The organism is Rubrilithobacter danxiaensis (genome assembly GCF_047272945.1).
GTDB lineage: Bacteria > Bacteroidota > Bacteroidia > Sphingobacteriales > Sphingobacteriaceae > Rubrolithibacter > Rubrolithibacter danxiaensis.
In genome coordinates this window covers 384,667-402,540 of sequence record NZ_JBKOPS010000001.1, presented here as the reverse complement: position 1 = coordinate 402,540, position 17,874 = coordinate 384,667, and the positions used below count along the sequence as shown (strand labels likewise).

The following is a 17,874-nucleotide window of genomic DNA, read 5'->3' as shown; positions in this document are numbered from 1 at the left end:
TTAAGCTTTTGAAATATTTCCTAACCTATCCACTTTTAATTTAATGCATATGTCTTTAATTTGTTCACCATCAAAACTCGCCGTTTTTGTGTCGTATGAACCTGTTATTTTGTTTTTCTGCTTATTGTAGTTCATATCAACCTCTTTTGGTACAATTGCTTTTGCAATATAATTGGGTTTAAAATAGCAAGTGGTAGAAAAGTCATTCACATTGTAGATCCTTTTCATTTGCTCTTTTGTCAAATTGGAAAAATCAATTCTCAATAAAGTTTCTCGCTCTTCTACCGTTGGAATATATATTAAATCATTTGGTGACAGGTGAAAAAATAAATTCAATTCTTTTTTTTGCCCTTTGTCCTCTATTACTTTTTTTTCAGGCACCGAGTTTTCACCTTGCTTTTGACGTTCAATAATAATATTTAAAGGTATGGATTCAAAGTTCCGATTTTCTTTTTCATCAATATAAATAGCAAAGTATAAGTTTGTACCATCCTTAGCTTCTACATACTTAGTTTTTTTATTGCTCGTTTGCCCTAAAGCAAAACGGCTGCCTATTTCAAAAACACGAACTTTATATATGGGTTGATGAAATTTACCTCCATTCAGAACTTTAATGTTTTTATTCATATCCTCAATTCCCAAAGGAGTAAAAGCTAAGCTTTCAGGTGGAATTTCATCTCCTCTCTCATCCAACCTTCTTTTATATTTTTCCAAATGATTAATTAAAATCTTTTGAATACCTGTATCAGTGATGCTTTCTATACGTTTCTCATCAAAAGTAGTATCTAAGGTTTTCCGGATAGCTGTTATAAATTTACCTTTTCCTAATTTTACTCTTGGCAAATCCACTGTTCCATAAACAAAATCCTTATGCATCGGTTTGCGAATAGCCCAGCTATCGCCTTTGATTTGAGGTACTAATTCCTTACTAATTTTTCCATTTTTTTCAACAAGCTTTTCATACTTGTTTGTTGTCTTATTGATGACACGAAGATTTTGTTTAAAGCTCACCACGATTTTTTCTAGAGCTTCTCTTGCGTCAAGTGTGAAATTGTCCCAAGGTTTTAAAAATTCTTTAAACGCCTCTTTTTGCCTGTTTTCTTTTTGATTGAAGTATGGTTCTTTTCTTCTCAACTTATTCTGTAAATCAAATCGTTTTGATTCGGATTTTGCAGATTGATTATTTAGTAAATTGACGTGGTCTCTTGTTGCACAGGCAATGACTAATGCATCCAATGCATGATGCCTATGGTCAATACGCTTTTTGGAAAAGCCTTTTGAATATTCTAATGGAATTGCTGGTAAGAACTTTTGGTAGTTTTCGTTCCAGACAGTGAAAACTTTACTGTTCGTAAGTTGATTCATTCGTTCAAAACGGGGCAAAATCAAATCGTTCCAAACATCGTTTAATCCCCAATCCTGCTTCAATGTTGATGTAATTTTTCCATTTCCCGGCAATACATTTTTTGAATTAAGGCCATCGTCATTTTTATCTTCCCGAACAATATTGGATAATATATTGGAAATAAATTTGCTGATATAACGGGTGTCATTCATCTGTCTCTCAATCATTTTGTCCGGAATCTCATCTAATAAGAGCTTAGTTTTCTTAGAACGATTTTTAGCGTAATGCCCTTTTACAAACTCTTGATAGGCTTCTTCTTCAAATACCTTTACGGTTCGTCCGAATCCTGTTTCGATAGTGGTTCCGTGATAATTTTTGATAAATTCAAAACCCAGTTGTTTGTCTTTTAACTTGTTTATGGCTGATTCACAAATTACTTTATTGCTGAAGCTGTCATCAAAATATCGGGCTTGTGGAATAATATGCTCAATTTCATATTCGGAGGTAAATAGTTTATTCAGCGGAATAATTTCTCCAGTATAAGGCGAACGGTATTTTTGTTCCAGCCACAGTTTGTATCGCTGCAATTCGGATTTAGCAGGCTGTGCAGTTTTACTGATTTTTAAAATATCCTCTGGAACTTCCACATCAGAATTCAATACACCGTCTTCATAAATCTTCAATGCCTCTTGCTGTATGGGTGAAAAAGGCCGGACATTTTCTACGTTGCTGTCGTTTAATAACTCAGTTAATAATGCTTTAATACGAAGATTGGTGTTTTCATTTTCTGTGATTTGATTGGTAATTCTCTTACGGTCTTCCGCCGTATTTTTCATTTCACGTCCCAGTTCAATATGAATTTCTTTAAAGAAATCTTTTGAGCCGTTTCCATATTGCTCCCAAATATCTTTTACTACACGTAATGTTTCAGTAACCACTTGTTCTACAATTGGATTACGCAGAGAATGCTGTTTGAATTCTTCGAGATATTTCTCTAAATCCGCAACAGAGTTCCACTTTCCCGCAATGCCGGCTTCCGAATGTCTATCGTAAACAATATATTGAGCCAGCCACAATGGCAATCCCTGAAAATCTTCTTCTTCTGTTAAATGAACAGCCTTTTCGCGAACACGATTTTTCATTTCTTCATCGTACTCGCCTGTGATAATTTTGCTGATTCTATTTTTCGTTTTATTATCAATTTTATCCCAGTTCCAATATTTTCCAATCCGCATTAACGGCAGCAGTTTCTTAATGGCTTTTTCGGAAAACGAACCGTATTCACTTTTAAAAGGAGGGAACTTTCTGAAATTCTCAACAAAAGAGGCTTCGTCCAATTTGTGTTCATTGGCAAAAGACTTTAATGCTTTTTCAAATTCGATTTTATCCCTTATGGAATAAATAAGATGCCAAAGTCGCTGCTCAATTTTTGGTGTTAAAAAATCGGCAGGAACTTTTTCAACTTTACTTAGCCTTCTTCTAATCTCATAACCGGTTTCATTGCAAGGGTATTTTTTTGATTCATCCTTTACAGTGTCATAAACATAATTCCAGCGATATTTGGCAATCTCAGCATTTAATGCTTTTCCTTTCACCTGAGAAGAAACCAACAGATGTTTTATAATATCCTTATGGTCAACTTCCCTTTGCGACATTAAAAAATCAAAAAGATTAACAAGCTCTTCTTTCTCCTTTATGAATTGCCCTGTTACATCCGAATCATCCTCTTTCTTATAGATTTTTAGATTGTATAACCATTGCCACAAGCGAAACTCCTGGTACAACGGATGTGATTTCGGAATGGCTTTCAAGTATTCTGTTTTTTCGATGCCATTTTCGTCTTTGTACTTTCTGAACTCTAAAGAACAGTTGCCGATAGAGGATTTTTGACTGCGCAATGGGCGCTGATAGAATATAATATCTTCCACGAATAGATGGACAAAGTCCTTCTGGCTCAAAGTTGTTTGATGTGCTTCATTATTCCGGTACAATTCCCGAATACAATCATTGTACAAATCATTTGTAAAAAGCTTAGGTTGAAGTTCTATTTGTTTCTTAAGAATAGCTTTTAATTCTTCTTTATAAAACTTGCGCTCAATAGTTTGAACTAATTTTCCTTTAATTTTTTGACTAGGATGCAGCAGCAGTGTGTCATAAATGTATGCCCCGGCTGTTTTATCAGACTTGTCAATTTCTTGTTCTGTTTTTTTCTTGATTAATGTCCAATCCTCCTCGCCGGGTGCTCTGAAGCTGCGCTTCTCTGCACCTTCTTTATCGGTTTTTACTGTCCCGTCATCGTTTAAATCAGTTGTAACAATAAAATCTCTGACTTTATCTTTCCAATCAAACAAAGGTGTTTTGCTCGCCCGCCGATAAATCCAGCCTTTTTCTAAATGCAGCGAATACCATGTTTCTCCTTTAGCATTAGGCTTTTCATCGGCAGTGACATCCATTATTTTCAATGAATAAAATTTAACTGATTTATTTGGATTTTCTTCTTCTTCCTCTCCACGTAATTGATAATAACCGCGTTTTTGATTGAAGTTTAAGATAATCCAAGCCAGCTCTTCCTTTTCTATTATTTGAGTAAGTGCTTTTTTGCGGAGATAATAAATCGTCCAGTCATAAGGGATTTTTGCATCATCTCCCTTTTTGTTTTTTCGATTCAAAAGTCCTGGCTGGTGCTGTCTAAAATCTTCCAGCATTTCCTCAAAAGACTTTTTGAAGATGAAATCCTTATTGTCATAAACTAATTTGGGCTCTTTTTCCTCTAAAAACTTCCCTAAGCGGTGCTCAAAATCAATTTGACTGCTATAATGTTCAGGTAGAAAACCTAATACATTTAAAGTTCTATGTAAACGTTCGCGTCTTAATAAATGACGTTCGCGTAATCTGCGGACTCCTCTAAATTTGGTTCTATCTGCTGTTTGAGATATGGAATTGCCTTTGCCAAATTCATCTTTAATATCTTGGCTCATCGGAATAATCCGGCTCCCCATCCCTAAAATATTCCCTTGCTTATTCTCAAAATCCTGCTCAACAAGTGCCCATCCAATCGAGTTTGTACCTAAATCCAGTCCTAAAACTTTTTTCATATTGTGAAATTTGGAATTTCAAGATAAAAAGTTTTCCTTTGAGATACAAATCAAAGCAAATCACAATAAGGATTATTCCGTTGTGAAAACATTTAAGGCGGGGCAACTCGCCTTTTTATTTTTAAGAAATTCCCTTATTTCTTTTCACTAACCAGTAAAGCTATTTTTCGTAATATCTCTACCAGTTCTTCCAGTTTTATTGGTTTTGAAATATAGTCGTTCATACCTGCTTTTAAGCATTCTTCGCGGTCTTCGGGAAGGGCGTTAGCGGTCATGGCGACAATTTGAGGTTGGTTAACTGAATCTTTTCTTATAAGGCGTGTTGCTTCAAGTCCGTCCATTTCGGGCATTAGCATATCCATGAAAATGATATCAAAGGGATGTTGCTGAAGCATTTCTACAGCTTCTTTACCGTTGTTTGCTATCTGCGGTTCGTAGCCTAACTTATTCAGTATTCGTGTAGCAAGCTTTTGATTGATAAGATTGTCTTCTGCGATCAGGATATTTAGAGGATGCGTTTGTGCAAAATCTTCAGAAAGAATCGCTTTCTTCTTTATGTCTTCCAACTGCCCGGCCTGGCCTTTCTGCTTTAATTCCATTTGAACTACTTTGAAAAGCTGGTTCTGTTTAACCGGCTTTGTTAGTACCGAACTGAACAGGTGCGGGTATTTCGAACGACTTTCATCGCCTACCGAGCTAAGCAGAATAATGGAAAGTGCCGGTTCTTTATGTTTAATTTCCTTTGCCAGCGCTATGCCGTCCATTTCAGGCATCTGCATATCCGCTATAACCAGATCATATTTTGCATTCGATGAAAGAAGTTCAAGCGCTTCTTTACCCGAAGTTGCCATTACCGGTACTAATTTCCAAAGTTCCAGCTGGGTTTTTAATATGGTTAAATTGGTAAGATTATCATCAACAATCAGGATGCTTTTACCTTCATTTCCGCTGGTATCAAAGTTTGCGTACTGACGGAGCGAATGTTGAGCAGCCTGACAATTTATACTGAAACTGAAGGTAGTTCCATGTCCTTCTTTACTTTCTACCCAGATGGAGCCTTCCATCAGTTTAACCAGGCGTTCGCTGATTGCCAGCCCCAGGCCGGTACCACCATATTTTCTTGTGGTAGATGAATCAACCTGAGAGAAGGCTTTAAATAAACGTGAAAGTTTATCTTCCGGAATTCCAATACCTGTATCTTTTACATGAAAGGATATTTCCATGCTGGTAGCAGTTGACTTTTCAAGCGTTACACTTACAAATACTTCTCCCTGCTGGGTAAACTTCAGCGCATTGCTTACTAAATTGATAAGAATCTGGCGAAGTCGTAAGCTATCTGCAGTTATCATTACCGGAAGACGGTGATCGATCTGATAAACGAGGTCAATTCCTAACTGAGCCGCTTTACCTGAAAAAACATCCATCACATCCTCAATACATTTACGAAGATCAAAATCATGCGGTTCAATTTCCATGTTGCCCGATTCGATCTTGGAAAAGTCAAGAATGTCATTTATTACAGTAAGCAAGGCATCGCCGCTTGTATTAATTATTTTAACATATTCTTCCTGCTCAGAATTAAGCGGAGTTTCAGCAAGCAGTGAGGCCATCCCTATAACTCCGTTCATCGGTGTACGTATCTCATGACTCATGGTAGCAAGGAAGATAGATTTTGCCTGATTCGCTTTTTCAGCTTCTTTCATTGCATTTTCAGCTTCAAGCCGTTGAGTATCCAGCTCTTCGTTTAAAGCCTGCAGTTCTTCGGATTGCATCTGGAGCTCTTCCGATTGTACCTGCAGTTCTTCATTAAGGGACTGTAAATGATCTGCCTGTGATTTCAGCTCTTCCGATTGCTGAACAACTTCTTCTGTACGAAGCTGAACCTGGTGTTCAAGCTCGGCTTTTTGCCTTTTTATCCGGTTCATTCTGCCTATGTAAAAAGAATAGGAGCATCCGATAATAACGAGTGTGATGATGCCTTTAAACCACCAGGTAAGCCAGAATGGAGGAACAATCGTTATTTTAATCTCCGCGGTTTTTTCCGACCATTCGCCATTGCTTTTGGTAGCTTTTACTTTAAAAATATACGTACCGGGGTTAAGGTTGGTATAAGTAGCCGTACGCTGGTTATCTACTTTATTCCAGTCGGTATCAAATCCTTCCAGCTTATAAGCATATTTAATTTTATTCTGATAGGTGTAATTTAAAGAGGCGAATTCAAAAGAAATAACGGATTGCCTGTAGCTTAATGTTATCTCTTTTGTTTCGATAATATTTTTCTTTAATGGGGAAGGATCTTCTTCATTCAGGGCAATTTCCACGCTCTTATTAAAGATCTGGAAATCCGTGATGGCTATGTGAGGATTAAGTACCTGTTTGGAGATTTTTTCGGGATAGAACTCATTAAAGCCGTTAACTCCGCCAAAGTACAATGCGCCTGAACGACTTTTCATAGCAGCATTTGATTTGAACTCATTATCCTGCAATCCGTCTTCCACCGAATAGTTTTTGAATGATTGCGTTTTTGGTGAGAATTGAGAAATCCCTTTATTAGTAGCTATCCAGAGGTAGCCCTGGTTGTCTTCCAGAATTGAAAAAATAATCTCGCCGGGTAATCCGTTCTTAGTGGTATAGGTTTTAAAAGTTCCGTTTTTCTGGTTCAACAAGTTGAGGCCGGTGTATGTGCCCGCCCATAAATTTCCTTTGCTATCTTCGAATATGCAGTTTACGCTGTTATCGCTGATGCTTCCGGGCTTAGAACTGTGAAGGAATTTTTTAAAAGTCTTTGACTTGCGGTCCAATAATTCAAGTCCTCCGTTATAGGTGCCAACCCATAAGTTTTCTTTGCTGTCTTCAAAAATGGTATAAATAGATTCGCTTCCCAGGCTTTGTGGATTACGGATGTCTTTTTCAAAACGGATAAACTTTCCTGTCTTTTTATCATACATATTTAAGCCATTATCGAAAGTGGCTATCCAGATATTTTTATCTTTTGTTTCGGTAATGAAATAAACATTATTTCCGCTCAGGCTGTTCGGGTCATTAGGATCGTGTTTGAAATATTTTTTTACTTTTTTGTCCGGCCCCATTACTGTGATGCCGTCTCCCCAGGTTCCAATCCAGATATTTTTGTCGCTGTCTTCTTTAACCGTTAGTACGTAATTGCCGCAAATGGTGCTTTTATCTCCCGGCTTATGTACAAAATGAGTAAAATCACTTGTTTTGCGATCAAACAAGTTTAGTCCGCCACCATCGGTAGCAACCCAAAGGTTGTCTTCAGAATCTTCGTGGATACTTAAAATAATATTATTGTTAAGGCTCTGCGGCGAAGATGTGTGTTTATAGTGACGTATTTTATTGGCGCTTCTATTGTAAAAGTTAGCTCCTCCGCTGTAGGTTCCCAGCCATAAATTGTCGTCAGTGTCTTTAAAGATGGTGTAAATGGTATTGCTTGTTAAACTTGTACGGTCAATATCGTCTTTACGATAGTTTATAAATTTATTATTATCCGGATCGAAGATGCTTAAGCCACCATTTTCTGAACCGATCCATAATTTACCTTCATCTTCGATTATTGAATAAAGGATATCATTACATAAACTGTTCGGGTTAAGGTCGTCGTGTTTGTAATGTGTAAACGTATTGGTTTTCCTGTCAAACAGGTTTAAGCCTTCTCCGCGTGTACCAACCCACAGCCTGTGTTTGCTGTCTTCGAAAATCGCACCAATGTAATTTGCACTAACAGATTTATTGTCTTTGGGATTGAATTGATAATGTGTAAAGCTGTTTGTTTTCCTGTTAAGAAGGTTTAATCCTCCGTGCAGCGTTCCTATCCATAAGTTTCGTCCACTGTCTTCGTACAGTGTTATAATATGATTATCGCTGATGCTTTGCGGCTTATTTACTTCATTAAAATAGGATATGAATTTTCCTGTTTTTTTATCTAATAAATTCAATCCGTTCGAGGTTCCAACCCACAGATTGCCGTAACTGTCTTCCAGAATAGTGTTTACGGAATTATTCGAAAGGCTGTTTTTATCCTTGCTGTTTGCTTTAAAAGATGCAAACCTGTCTTTATCCCTGTCGTATTTGTTTAATCCGGCAATTGTTCCAACCCAAAGCGTTCCTTTCGAATCAATAGTGGTAGAAAGAATGAAGTTATTACTTAAACTATGAGGATCACCAGGATTATTCTTGTAGATTTTAAATTTCTTGCCGTCGTATCTGTTTAATCCGTCACGGGTTCCAAACCACATAAATCCATATTTGTCCTGGCAAATGGTTCTTACATTTAATTCCGACAAGCCATCCTCAATAGAGATATGTTTAAATTTATTTAGCGTTTGCGCCTGTATAAAACCAGTGCTGAATACTAAAATCAGAAGGATAAATACAGAAATTTTTCTTTTCAAGGCCTGCTGAGAAGATGAATAAGATTTTATTGAGAACATTCAGTTAAAATGTAAATGGCTCTTGTACGAAATACGTATTGCGAAAGTTATATAAGAAAGAAGGAAAAGTTTTGGAAGTCAGTTTGGTAGAGGAATTCAGATTTTTTCAATAACGTCGAATAATAGGCCCTCTTTAAGAGCATAGTAAGAAACTTTTGTCTGATCAATCTCAAATTCATTTAAAACAAAACGCGTTAAAATGGTAGCGGTAATTATCATATCTACCCTTACGGGGATAATACGCGGGTTTTGTTCGCGTTGCTGGTGCGTACTCCGAAATAGATAATCGGCTATCAGGTTAAACTGGTGTTTTGAAAAGCTAAATTCTTTTCTGTTGTTGTGGAGGTCTGGTAACCCAAGTTTTTCTGTAATTAATTCTGCAAATGTTTCAAACGCTCCGGCTGAACCTATAAGAATTTTCGGATTGAATTTATCGCAAGCGATCTTTAAGTCGGTAAGCAGCTGTTTAAGGTAAAGTTCTGTTTGTTGAATATCTGAATCTGAAATGGGATCGGATTTGTGGAAAAGTGCCATTAACCGGACAGCACCTGCCGGATAGCTTTTTTTCCAGATAAGAGACTCTGCATTGCAAATAATGAATTCAACGCTCCCGCCTCCAATATCCATAATAAGTGCGCTTGCTTCTATTTTTACAGCTTGTCTCACGCCTTTATAAATCAGTTCCGCTTCACGGTCGCCATCAATTATCTCTATTTCTATTCCGGTTTCTTCCTTTACTTCTTGTATAAACTGTTTCCCGTTAGCCGCAGATCGGAGCGCTGCGGTTCCGGCGGCCCGTATATGGTCTGCTTTAAATTTTTTTATAATTTGTGAAAAATGCTTCAGCGTTTTTTTTCCTCTTTCAAAAGCAGCCTCTGTAATTACTCCTGCAGTTATTCCGCCTTCGCCAAGTTTTACTGCAACTGTTTCCTGGAAAACCAGTTCCGGATGTTCTGAAGATACTTCAGCGATGAGCAAATGGAAGGTATTCGTGCCAAGATCCAGTACGGCGATGTAGGATTGAGACATATGCAGGTATTAGGGTATTAGGAGATAGGTGTTAGGGATTAAGTATATCCATTTGCTAATATTATCCGATTGCTATTAACTATTAATCATGAACTATCACCGCTATGAAGCCATTTTACTCTTTATAACTAAACCATTTAATAAGCTCTTTGTAGCTTGATTTTTTACCATACATTAAAATGCCCACACGATAAATCCGGGCAGCAACCCAGGTAGTTAAAATAAAACCGAGAATTAACAGTGTTACAGAAAGAGCGAGTTGCCATTCGGGAACGCCAAAAGGAATGCGTACCATCATGGCAATAGGGGAGGTGAACGGGATAATACTAAGCCAGAATGAAAGTGTGCTGTCGGGATTGTTGATAATGAAACTGAACGACATGATGTAGGTAAACAATAAGGGCAAAGTCATGGGGAACATAAACTGCTGTGTTTCGGTTTCGTTATCTACAGCGGAGCCTACTGCGGCAAACAGGGCGCTATAGAGCATGTATCCGCCCAGAAAGTAAATCAGGTAAAAAGGAAGAATATAGCTGAACTGAACAGTTTGGACAGCCTTTATTACCCCCATGGCCGGACCCTGGTTCATTTGAGGAGCCTGCTGTGCAGGAGAAAAACTTTCTGTTTGAAAAGATGCTGCCTTGTCCTTCATCAAAAGCTGGCTTGCTGCTGTCATTAAGGTACCAGAAAGGATGATCCATAAAAGAAATTGTGTTAATCCAACAAGTCCGATTCCTATTATTTTCCCAAGCATTAACTGAAAAGGCTTTACCGAGGATATGACCACCTCAACAATCCGGTTTGTTTTTTCTTCAATTACACCACGCATTACCTGTGCGCCGTAAATAAACAAAGACATATAGATCAATATAGCTGCCGCAATTCCGATTCCAACGGCTACTCCGGCATTGCTGTCTTTTTCTCCTTCTTCGGTAATTTCTTTGGATTGTATATCAATTACCGGTTTTATTTCAGAAAGCATAACAGGGTCGATACCTGCATCTACCAGCATTTTAGCCTTCAAAATATCTTTCATCTGGCCTTCAATAGAACCCACAACCGAAAGACCGGCTTTTTTGCCTCCAAATAGCTGTACCGGCGTTCCTTTGTCTGCTTTTTCAGGTATATATAGCAGGAACGCTTCTCCCTCTTTAGTTAGCTGGCTTTTAGCCTCATTCAGTTTTTCATCAACCGTTATAAAATGAAGTGTTTTGGTGTCCTTAAACTTTCCGGTGAAAATATTACTGTCATCTATAACATTAATTTGTGTATTGGTATCGCTTCCACTTATTGTTAAGGCAAATATTAAGGCGTACATACCTATTATTAGTGCAGGTACCAGGAAAGTCATGAGCAGGAATGTTTTCTTCCTCACACGGCTTAAATATTCACGCCTGATAATTAGCAAAGTTTTTTTCATGGCTAGTTTAGTGATTTTACCTTTTGAATAAATATTTCGTTGATGCTCGGTATAACTTCTGTTAACTGCTGCACCTGTACCTGAGGGATAAAAAATAATAAAGCATCGTTTGCGGTTTTGCCCTCTTTTAGCTGCAGTATTATCTCATTACAGTCTGCAGAAGCATTCATTTTTACTACGTCAAAAACAGATTCGGCGTTAGATAGATCAGAATTTCCGGTATATTCTATTTTAAAGATATTCTTCCGGTACGAGTTTTTAATATCCTTCACGCGGCCGTCTAAAATTTTACGGGCTTTGTTTATCAGGGCGATATTATCACATAACAGTTCTACAGATTCCATCCTATGTGTAGAAAAAATAATGGTAGAACCTTTCCTGTTTAATTCAAGTATCTCATCTTTTATCAGTTCTGCATTAACGGGGTCAAATCCGGTAAATGGTTCGTCAAGTATAATCAACTCAGGTTCGTGGACAACTGTTGCCACAAACTGTACTTTTTGCTGCATTCCCTTGCTCAGGTCTTCAATTTTTTTCTTCCACCACGATTGCATTTCCATCCGCTCAAACCAATAACGGATTTTTTTAGTGGCTTCCGCTGCAGAAAGTCCTTTTAAACGTGCCAGATACAGCATTTGCTCGCCGATCTCCATTTTCTTGTAAAGGCCACGTTCTTCCGGTAAATAGCCGATTTTTTCAATATGCGATGGGTTTAACTTTTCGCCCTTGAAAAAGACCTCCCCAGAATCAGGAGCGGTAATTTGATTTATAATACGGATAAGAGATGTTTTTCCTGCTCCGTTCGGGCCTAATAATCCAAAAATGCTGCCTCTTTCTATTTCTAAACTTACCTCATCCAGCGCACATTGGGTAGCATATTGTTTTACAATATTTCTGATGCTTAACATTATTTGTAAAATTCTTTTAAATGAAATTAGATAAATTTCTTAAGGAGGAGTTACATAAACGTATTTATCTCATCTTTTTCTTTTTGATGAAAAGAAGTCTTTAATGTTTTGCCAGGAACGTGTTTTCTTTTTATGCTTTTCCTGCCCAAGCAAAAAACCATAAGGTTTCAAAGGCTCAAAATGATCGCATACTATTTTAGCAATGCCCAGCATAGGGATGGCAAGCACCATTCCGGCAATTCCCCAAAGGGCCTCTCCGGCAACTATTCCAACAATAGTAAATACAGGATTAATATTCACTTCATTTCCTACTATTACCGGCTCCAAAATATAGGTTTGTATAAACTGGATCAGTCCGTAGGTGACGAGTATTCCTATTGCCATTTTCACATCTCCACCTTGTACAAGGGACATTACAATTGTCAGGGTTGTTCCGGTCAGATTGCCTATAAATGGAATGATTTCCAGCAATCCGCATAAAACGGCAAAGAAAATAGCATATTTTACCCCGATAATTGAAAAGCCGATGCTGTAAAGTATCCATAAAGTTCCAATCATCATGGCCAGGCCTGTAAGATATTGCTGCGATACTTTACTTGCTTCGCTGGTAATACGGTTTATGTTTTCCCGCTGAGTTACAGGACTCACCTTTAAAAGAAACTTTTTCAGGTGGCCCCGGAAATAAAGAAACAGGAAGATGTAAACAAGCACAAGAATGATATTAACTGCAAGGTTTACAAAAGTTGAAGTAATATTCGCAATTAATTTCGCAGAGCTTCCTCCCTGTTCAGATTGTTGTTTTAATATTTCCTGCTGCTTCTGTGGTGCTATTCCAAAACGACTGTTAATGTATTCCTGTATCTGCTTTAAAAAATCAGTAGCTTTTTGTTCAATTCCTGAAAGGTCTTTTGTAAAATCAGAAAGCTGCCAGCTTAACACCGCTCCTATAAGTGCAAAAGACAGGAGCAAAACAAGAATACTTATAAGTGCTGATAAAGCGCAGTTAACACCTTTACTTTCCAGCTTCTTACTTAAAGGCATAAGCAGCATAGCAAGAATTGCTGCAAATGTGAGCGGAATAAGAACTGAGCGGGTAAAGTATAGTGCCGCGGTTACCAAAACCAGCAGTAAAACAATATGGGTTGCTTTATATAAAGCAGTAGTTTTCATTGTACAAGTTTTCGGAGTAAAATCAATGATAACAATAATTTTTTGGAATTGATTAAAACGAACAGGCGATGGAAGAAGGCAGCGAGAAATTCAATTAGGTTCTGTTTAATAAAAGAAAAGGCAGGATGGCTGTTAAAAAATAAAGCCCGCATGCGGGCCTTATTTAATTTTGAAGTTCTTTTGCTCCTTATTAAATAGAAGGGGCTAATTCAATATGGTATTTAACAAGATCATCAATTGGAGAACGCAGGATTTTTCCGACTTTCATGCCGTTTTCAATTACCAGTTCTTCCAGAACGTTTCTGAAGTTATATCCTACAGAACCGATGCAGTTAAAGGTGTAGCTTTGATAATCAGGATAATGTGTTACCAGGTTTTTAAAGAAATCCTCGAAAGAAGTTCTTACAACTTTCCTGGTGTATTCAATATTGATATTATTATCATAAGCAAATTTCGCGAAGCTGGCTAAAAAGCGGTTGGCTAAAGGTTGCGTATAAACACGTTCTTCAATTTCATCGGCAGTAAGTTTGTATGTTTCCCAGAAGTTTTCTCGTACCGCTTCAGGCATATAACCTCTTAAATAATCTGTAATCAGTTTCTTTCCGATATAACAGCCGCTGCCCTCATCTCCTAAAATATAGGCAGCAGAATTGATCTGATGTGTAATATCTTTACCATCGTAAATGCAGCTGTTTGTGCCCGTTCCTAAAATCGCGGCAAATCCTGAATCTACTCCTAAAAGCGCACGTGCAGCAGCTAAAAGGTCGTGGCCGATATTGATTTTACTGGAGGTGAATACCGCTTTAAAAGCATCTTCCATTAAAATAACTTTCTCTTCGTTATGAACACCAGCCCCGTAATAGTTAACTTCTTTAATCTCGCTTAATGGAAGATCTTTTGGTAAACCTTCTTTTAATGAATTAGTTATATAGTTGCGGTCAACAAAATATGGATTGTAGCCCTCGGTATTAAAATAAATTTTTTTGCCTTCGTTGTTGATAAGGCACCAGTTCGTTTTAGTAGACCCTCCGTCTGCAATGATGATCATAAAATTTAATAAGTTAGTTCTGCTAAGGTAGAAAAAAAATATTCTTAGTGTTAAGGATACACTAAGATTTTTTTAAGTACCTAAATATTTGCTAATATATAAGTTTATGCTGAAGTTAACAGCGTCTTGTAAAAATTATAAAACCTCTTTAAAATAAATATATTTTAATCTTATGATAGTTGATCTTCGCAGCGATACCGTTACAAAACCCTCAAAAGGAATGCTGGACGCTATGTTCTCTGCAAAAGTAGGAGATGATGTTTTCGGGGAAGATGAAACAGTTGCAGCACTTGAACAGAAAGCCGCCAGAATGTTTGGTATGGAAGCAGGGCTTTTTTGCCCCTCTGGTACAATGACCAACCAGATAGCGATTAAATGTTTTACGAACCCAATGGAGGAAGTAATAACAGATCAGACTGCTCACATTTACAATTATGAGGGAGGTGGGATTGCCTTTAATTCGCTGGCTTCGGTGCGATTGCTTGAAGGTAACAGGGGACGATTGACAGCAGATCTGATTGAAGATGCTATAAACCCTGATAATATTCACCATCCAAAATCCAGCCTTGTTTCTTTAGAAAATACAGTTAACCGGGGAGGAGGCAGCTACTACAGACTCGAGGATATCGAACCAATATATCATTTGTGCCGGCTGAAGAATTTATCGCTGCACCTGGATGGTGCCCGCATTTTTAATGCACTCGAAGAAACAAAAGACGAACCTGCTGCTTATGGCCGTATGTTTGAAAGCATTTCTATATGCTTATCAAAAGGACTTGGCGCACCTGTCGGCTCGGTATTACTTAGCAGTGCTGAAACCATACAAAAAGCCAGAAGAATCCGTAAAGTGCTGGGCGGAGGAATGAGACAGGCCGGCTATCTTGCGGCAGCAGGAATTTATGCCCTCAATAATAATATAAAACGTTTGTCAGAAGATCATGCACATGCCCGGATATTAGCTGCAGCATTGGGAGAGCAGAGCTACATACTAAGTGTGCTGCCGGTCGAAACCAACATTGTGATTTGTGAGGTTGACCACAAGGCGCATAACAGTACCATAGTAGAACGTTTAAGTCAGTATGGAGTTAAATGCACCATGTTTGGTAAACAGTTATTGCGTTTTGTAACCCATCTGGATATTGATTCGGAAATGATTGATTATACGATTAACGTGTTAAATAAAATAGATCATTAAAGGGCTTCCGATTAACATGAAAAAAATCCTTGTTGCTAACCGTGGTGAAATTGCCTTACGGATCATGCGCTCTGCCCGTGAGATGAGTATAAAAACCGTGGCCGTATATTCTGAGGCAGACCGAGGTGCCCTGCACGTACGCTATGCGGATGAAGCAGTTTGTATTGGCCCTCCGTCTTCTGCACAATCCTATTTATCTATCCCGAAAATAATAGAGGCATGTAAAATTACCGGCGTAGATGCAGTTCATCCTGGGTACGGGTTCTTATCTGAAAATGCGGAGTTTGCCCGTCGACTGAAAGAAGCAGGAATAAAGTTAATCGGTCCATCTGCTGAAGCAATGGAAATTATGGGAAACAAATTATCTGCAAAGGCCGCTGCGTTAAAATATGAAATTCCACTGGTTCCCGGAACGGAAGAAGCAATTACAGATATAACGGAGGCCAAAAAACGGGCGCAGGAAGTGGGGTTTCCAATTCTTATAAAAGCTGCGGCAGGTGGCGGCGGAAAGGGGATGCGTATTGTAGAACAAGCGGAACAGTTTGAAGAGCAAATGCAGTTAGCGGTTTCAGAAGCTACTTCAGCCTTTGGCGATGGTTCTGTTTTTATTGAACGTTATGTCACTTCTCCCCGCCATGTTGAGATACAGATACTGGGTGATGAACACGGCAATATAGTGCACTTATTTGAAAGAGAATGTTCCGTACAGCGGCGGCATCAAAAGGTCATTGAAGAAGCACCTTCATCTGTTTTAGATGCTGAAAAGCGGGCAAAGATGGGTAAATGTGCTGTTGATATCGCCCGTTCCTGTAAATATACCGGTGCCGGAACAGTTGAGTTTATTGTAGATGAGAATCTCGATTTCTATTTTTTAGAGATGAATACCCGTCTGCAGGTTGAACACCCGGTAACTGAACTTATAACGGGGATTGACCTGGTTAAGGAACAAATAAAAATTGCTCGCGGAGAGGTATTAGGCTTTAAACAGGAAGACCTGCAGATTCAGGGTCATGCTCTTGAATTACGGGTTTATGCAGAAGATCCTGAAAACGATTTTTTACCTGATATCGGAACACTTGAAACCTATAAAATACCGCAAGGCCCCGGTGTGCGGGTTGATGATGGTTTTGAACAGGGAATGGAAATACCTATTTATTACGATCCAATGATAGCCAAACTGGTTACTTACGGAAAAGACCGCGAAGAAGCAATTACCCGGATGGTACGTGCAATTGACGAGTACCAAATAATCGGAATAAAAACTACATTGGGTTTCGGAAAATTTGTGATGCAGCATCACGCATTTAGTTCAGGGAACTTTGATACTCATTTTGTAAATAAATACTACAAACCCGGATCACTTAAAATTGACGATGAGGAGGAAGCTTTGATCGCAGCCTTACTTGCAGCAAAGCTTCTAAAAAACTCGCAGCAAAATGCCATTGTAACAGAACCAAACGAAGCTCCTGTTTCTAACTGGCAGCGTAACAGGAAAAATATCTGATAGCATGCTACTACTAATCCATGCACCGCTCGCAAGTAAATCTGAAGTTGTAAATTTGCCTTCATGTTCACAGGAATAATTGAAACTTTGGGTGTTGTAAGTTCGGTGAAAAAAGAGCTGGATAACCTGCATATCAGTATCAGAAGCGCTATTTCAAACGAGTTGAAAATTGATCAGAGCGTTGCTCATAACGGAGTTTGTTTAACAGTAGTTGATTTAAAAGACGGGGAACATACTGTAACAGCAATACATGAAACCCTTCAAAAAACCAACCTCAATGCTTTGAAAGCAGGTGATTTTGTAAATCTGGAACGCTGTATGCAGATGAATGGCCGCCTGGATGGGCATATTGTTCAGGGGCATGTAGATCAGGTTGCAACTTGCGTTTCGGTGCAGGAAGAAAACGGAAGCTGGTTTTATACGTTCAAATACGATTCTTCTTCAGGAAATGTGACTGTAGAAAAAGGCTCTATCTGCGTGAATGGGATTAGTTTAACAGTAGTCAATTCGCGGGAAGACCGGTTTTCTGTTGCTATCATTCCTTACACTTTTGAGCATACTAATTTACAGCATGTCAAAGCGGGAGATAGTGTAAATCTGGAATTTGATATTATTGGCAAGTACGTGGCAAGATTAATGAAGTGAAAATCCGCGTTTTATTTTTTCAGCAATGCCGTTCACATAAATGCTTCTCTGATCTTCTGATTAC

At 38.3% G+C, this 17,874-nt stretch carries 10 protein-coding genes; 3 read left to right on the top strand and 7 right to left on the bottom strand.

Going from position 1 to position 17,874, the window contains the following annotated elements; genetic code table 11:
• From cas9 to ACLCDL_RS01660, 7 genes are all read right to left on the bottom strand, one after another.
• On the bottom strand, positions 1-4,440 hold the full coding sequence (gene cas9, locus ACLCDL_RS01690) for a type II CRISPR RNA-guided endonuclease Cas9 (protein WP_423146269.1): 4,440 nt from the start codon (positions 4,438-4,440) through the stop codon (positions 1-3).
• A gap of 134 nt (positions 4,441-4,574) precedes the next feature.
• The gene (locus ACLCDL_RS01685) at positions 4,575-8,891 is read right to left on the bottom strand and encodes a hybrid sensor histidine kinase/response regulator (protein WP_423146268.1); all 4,317 of its coding nucleotides are present in this window, start codon (positions 8,889-8,891) and stop codon (positions 4,575-4,577) included.
• A gap of 96 nt (positions 8,892-8,987) precedes the next feature.
• Entirely contained in the window at positions 8,988-9,920 is a 933-nt protein-coding gene (locus tag ACLCDL_RS01680; protein ID WP_423146267.1) for a Ppx/GppA phosphatase family protein, read from the bottom strand.
• Between the two features lie 115 nt (positions 9,921-10,035).
• Positions 10,036-11,340 (bottom strand): ABC transporter permease, encoded by a 1,305-nt coding sequence (locus ACLCDL_RS01675; RefSeq protein ID WP_423146266.1) that lies wholly within the window; start codon positions 11,338-11,340, stop codon positions 10,036-10,038.
• Positions 11,341-11,342: 2 nt separating this feature from the next.
• The gene (locus ACLCDL_RS01670; protein WP_423146265.1) at positions 11,343-12,248 is read right to left on the bottom strand and encodes an ABC transporter ATP-binding protein; all 906 of its coding nucleotides are present in this window, start codon (positions 12,246-12,248) and stop codon (positions 11,343-11,345) included.
• 69 nt (positions 12,249-12,317) lie between these two features.
• Entirely contained in the window at positions 12,318-13,418 is a 1,101-nt protein-coding gene (locus ACLCDL_RS01665) for an AI-2E family transporter (protein ID WP_423146264.1), read from the bottom strand.
• Positions 13,419-13,608: 190 nt separating this feature from the next.
• Complete coding sequence (locus tag ACLCDL_RS01660) at positions 13,609-14,466, bottom strand: N-acetylglucosamine kinase (protein ID WP_423146263.1); 858 nt, start codon at positions 14,464-14,466, stop codon at positions 13,609-13,611.
• Positions 14,467-14,638: 172 nt separating this feature from the next.
• Between ACLCDL_RS01660 and ACLCDL_RS01655 the strand changes: the two genes are divergently transcribed.
• The 3 genes from ACLCDL_RS01655 (at position 14,639) to ACLCDL_RS01645 (ending at position 17,810) form a co-directional block, all read left to right on the top strand.
• A complete protein-coding gene (locus tag ACLCDL_RS01655; protein ID WP_423146262.1) occupies positions 14,639-15,661 on the top strand; it encodes a threonine aldolase family protein in 1,023 nt (340 codons plus the stop codon).
• Positions 15,662-15,677: 16 nt separating this feature from the next.
• Positions 15,678-17,165 (top strand): acetyl-CoA carboxylase biotin carboxylase subunit, encoded by a 1,488-nt coding sequence (gene accC, locus ACLCDL_RS01650; RefSeq protein WP_423146261.1) that lies wholly within the window; start codon positions 15,678-15,680, stop codon positions 17,163-17,165.
• A gap of 63 nt (positions 17,166-17,228) precedes the next feature.
• Positions 17,229-17,810 carry a riboflavin synthase gene (locus ACLCDL_RS01645; protein ID WP_423146259.1) on the top strand — a complete coding sequence of 194 codons (582 nt, stop codon included), beginning with the start codon at positions 17,229-17,231 and terminating at the stop codon, positions 17,808-17,810.
• Positions 17,811-17,874: the final 64 nt, after the last annotated feature.

What these genes read in the sequence shown, in the direction of transcription:
- ACLCDL_RS01680 (WP_423146267.1), bottom strand. Translation starts at nt 9,920, where the DNA reads ATGTCTCAATCCTACATCGCCGTACTGGATCTTGGCACGAATACCTTC.
- ACLCDL_RS01645 (WP_423146259.1), top strand. Translation starts at nt 17,229, where the DNA reads ATGTTCACAGGAATAATTGAAACTTTGGGTGTTGTAAGTTCGGTGAAA.
- ACLCDL_RS01665 (WP_423146264.1), bottom strand. Translation starts at nt 13,418, where the DNA reads ATGAAAACTACTGCTTTATATAAAGCAACCCATATTGTTTTACTGCTG.
- ACLCDL_RS01685 (WP_423146268.1), bottom strand. Translation starts at nt 8,891, where the DNA reads ATGTTCTCAATAAAATCTTATTCATCTTCTCAGCAGGCCTTGAAAAGA.
- cas9 (WP_423146269.1), bottom strand. Translation starts at nt 4,440, where the DNA reads ATGAAAAAAGTTTTAGGACTGGATTTAGGTACAAACTCGATTGGATGG.
- ACLCDL_RS01670 (WP_423146265.1), bottom strand. Translation starts at nt 12,248, where the DNA reads ATGTTAAGCATCAGAAATATTGTAAAACAATATGCTACCCAATGTGCG.
- ACLCDL_RS01660 (WP_423146263.1), bottom strand. Translation starts at nt 14,466, where the DNA reads ATGATCATCATTGCAGACGGAGGGTCTACTAAAACGAACTGGTGCCTT.
- ACLCDL_RS01675 (WP_423146266.1), bottom strand. Translation starts at nt 11,340, where the DNA reads ATGAAAAAAACTTTGCTAATTATCAGGCGTGAATATTTAAGCCGTGTG.
- accC (WP_423146261.1), top strand. Translation starts at nt 15,678, where the DNA reads ATGAAAAAAATCCTTGTTGCTAACCGTGGTGAAATTGCCTTACGGATC.
- ACLCDL_RS01655 (WP_423146262.1), top strand. Translation starts at nt 14,639, where the DNA reads ATGATAGTTGATCTTCGCAGCGATACCGTTACAAAACCCTCAAAAGGA.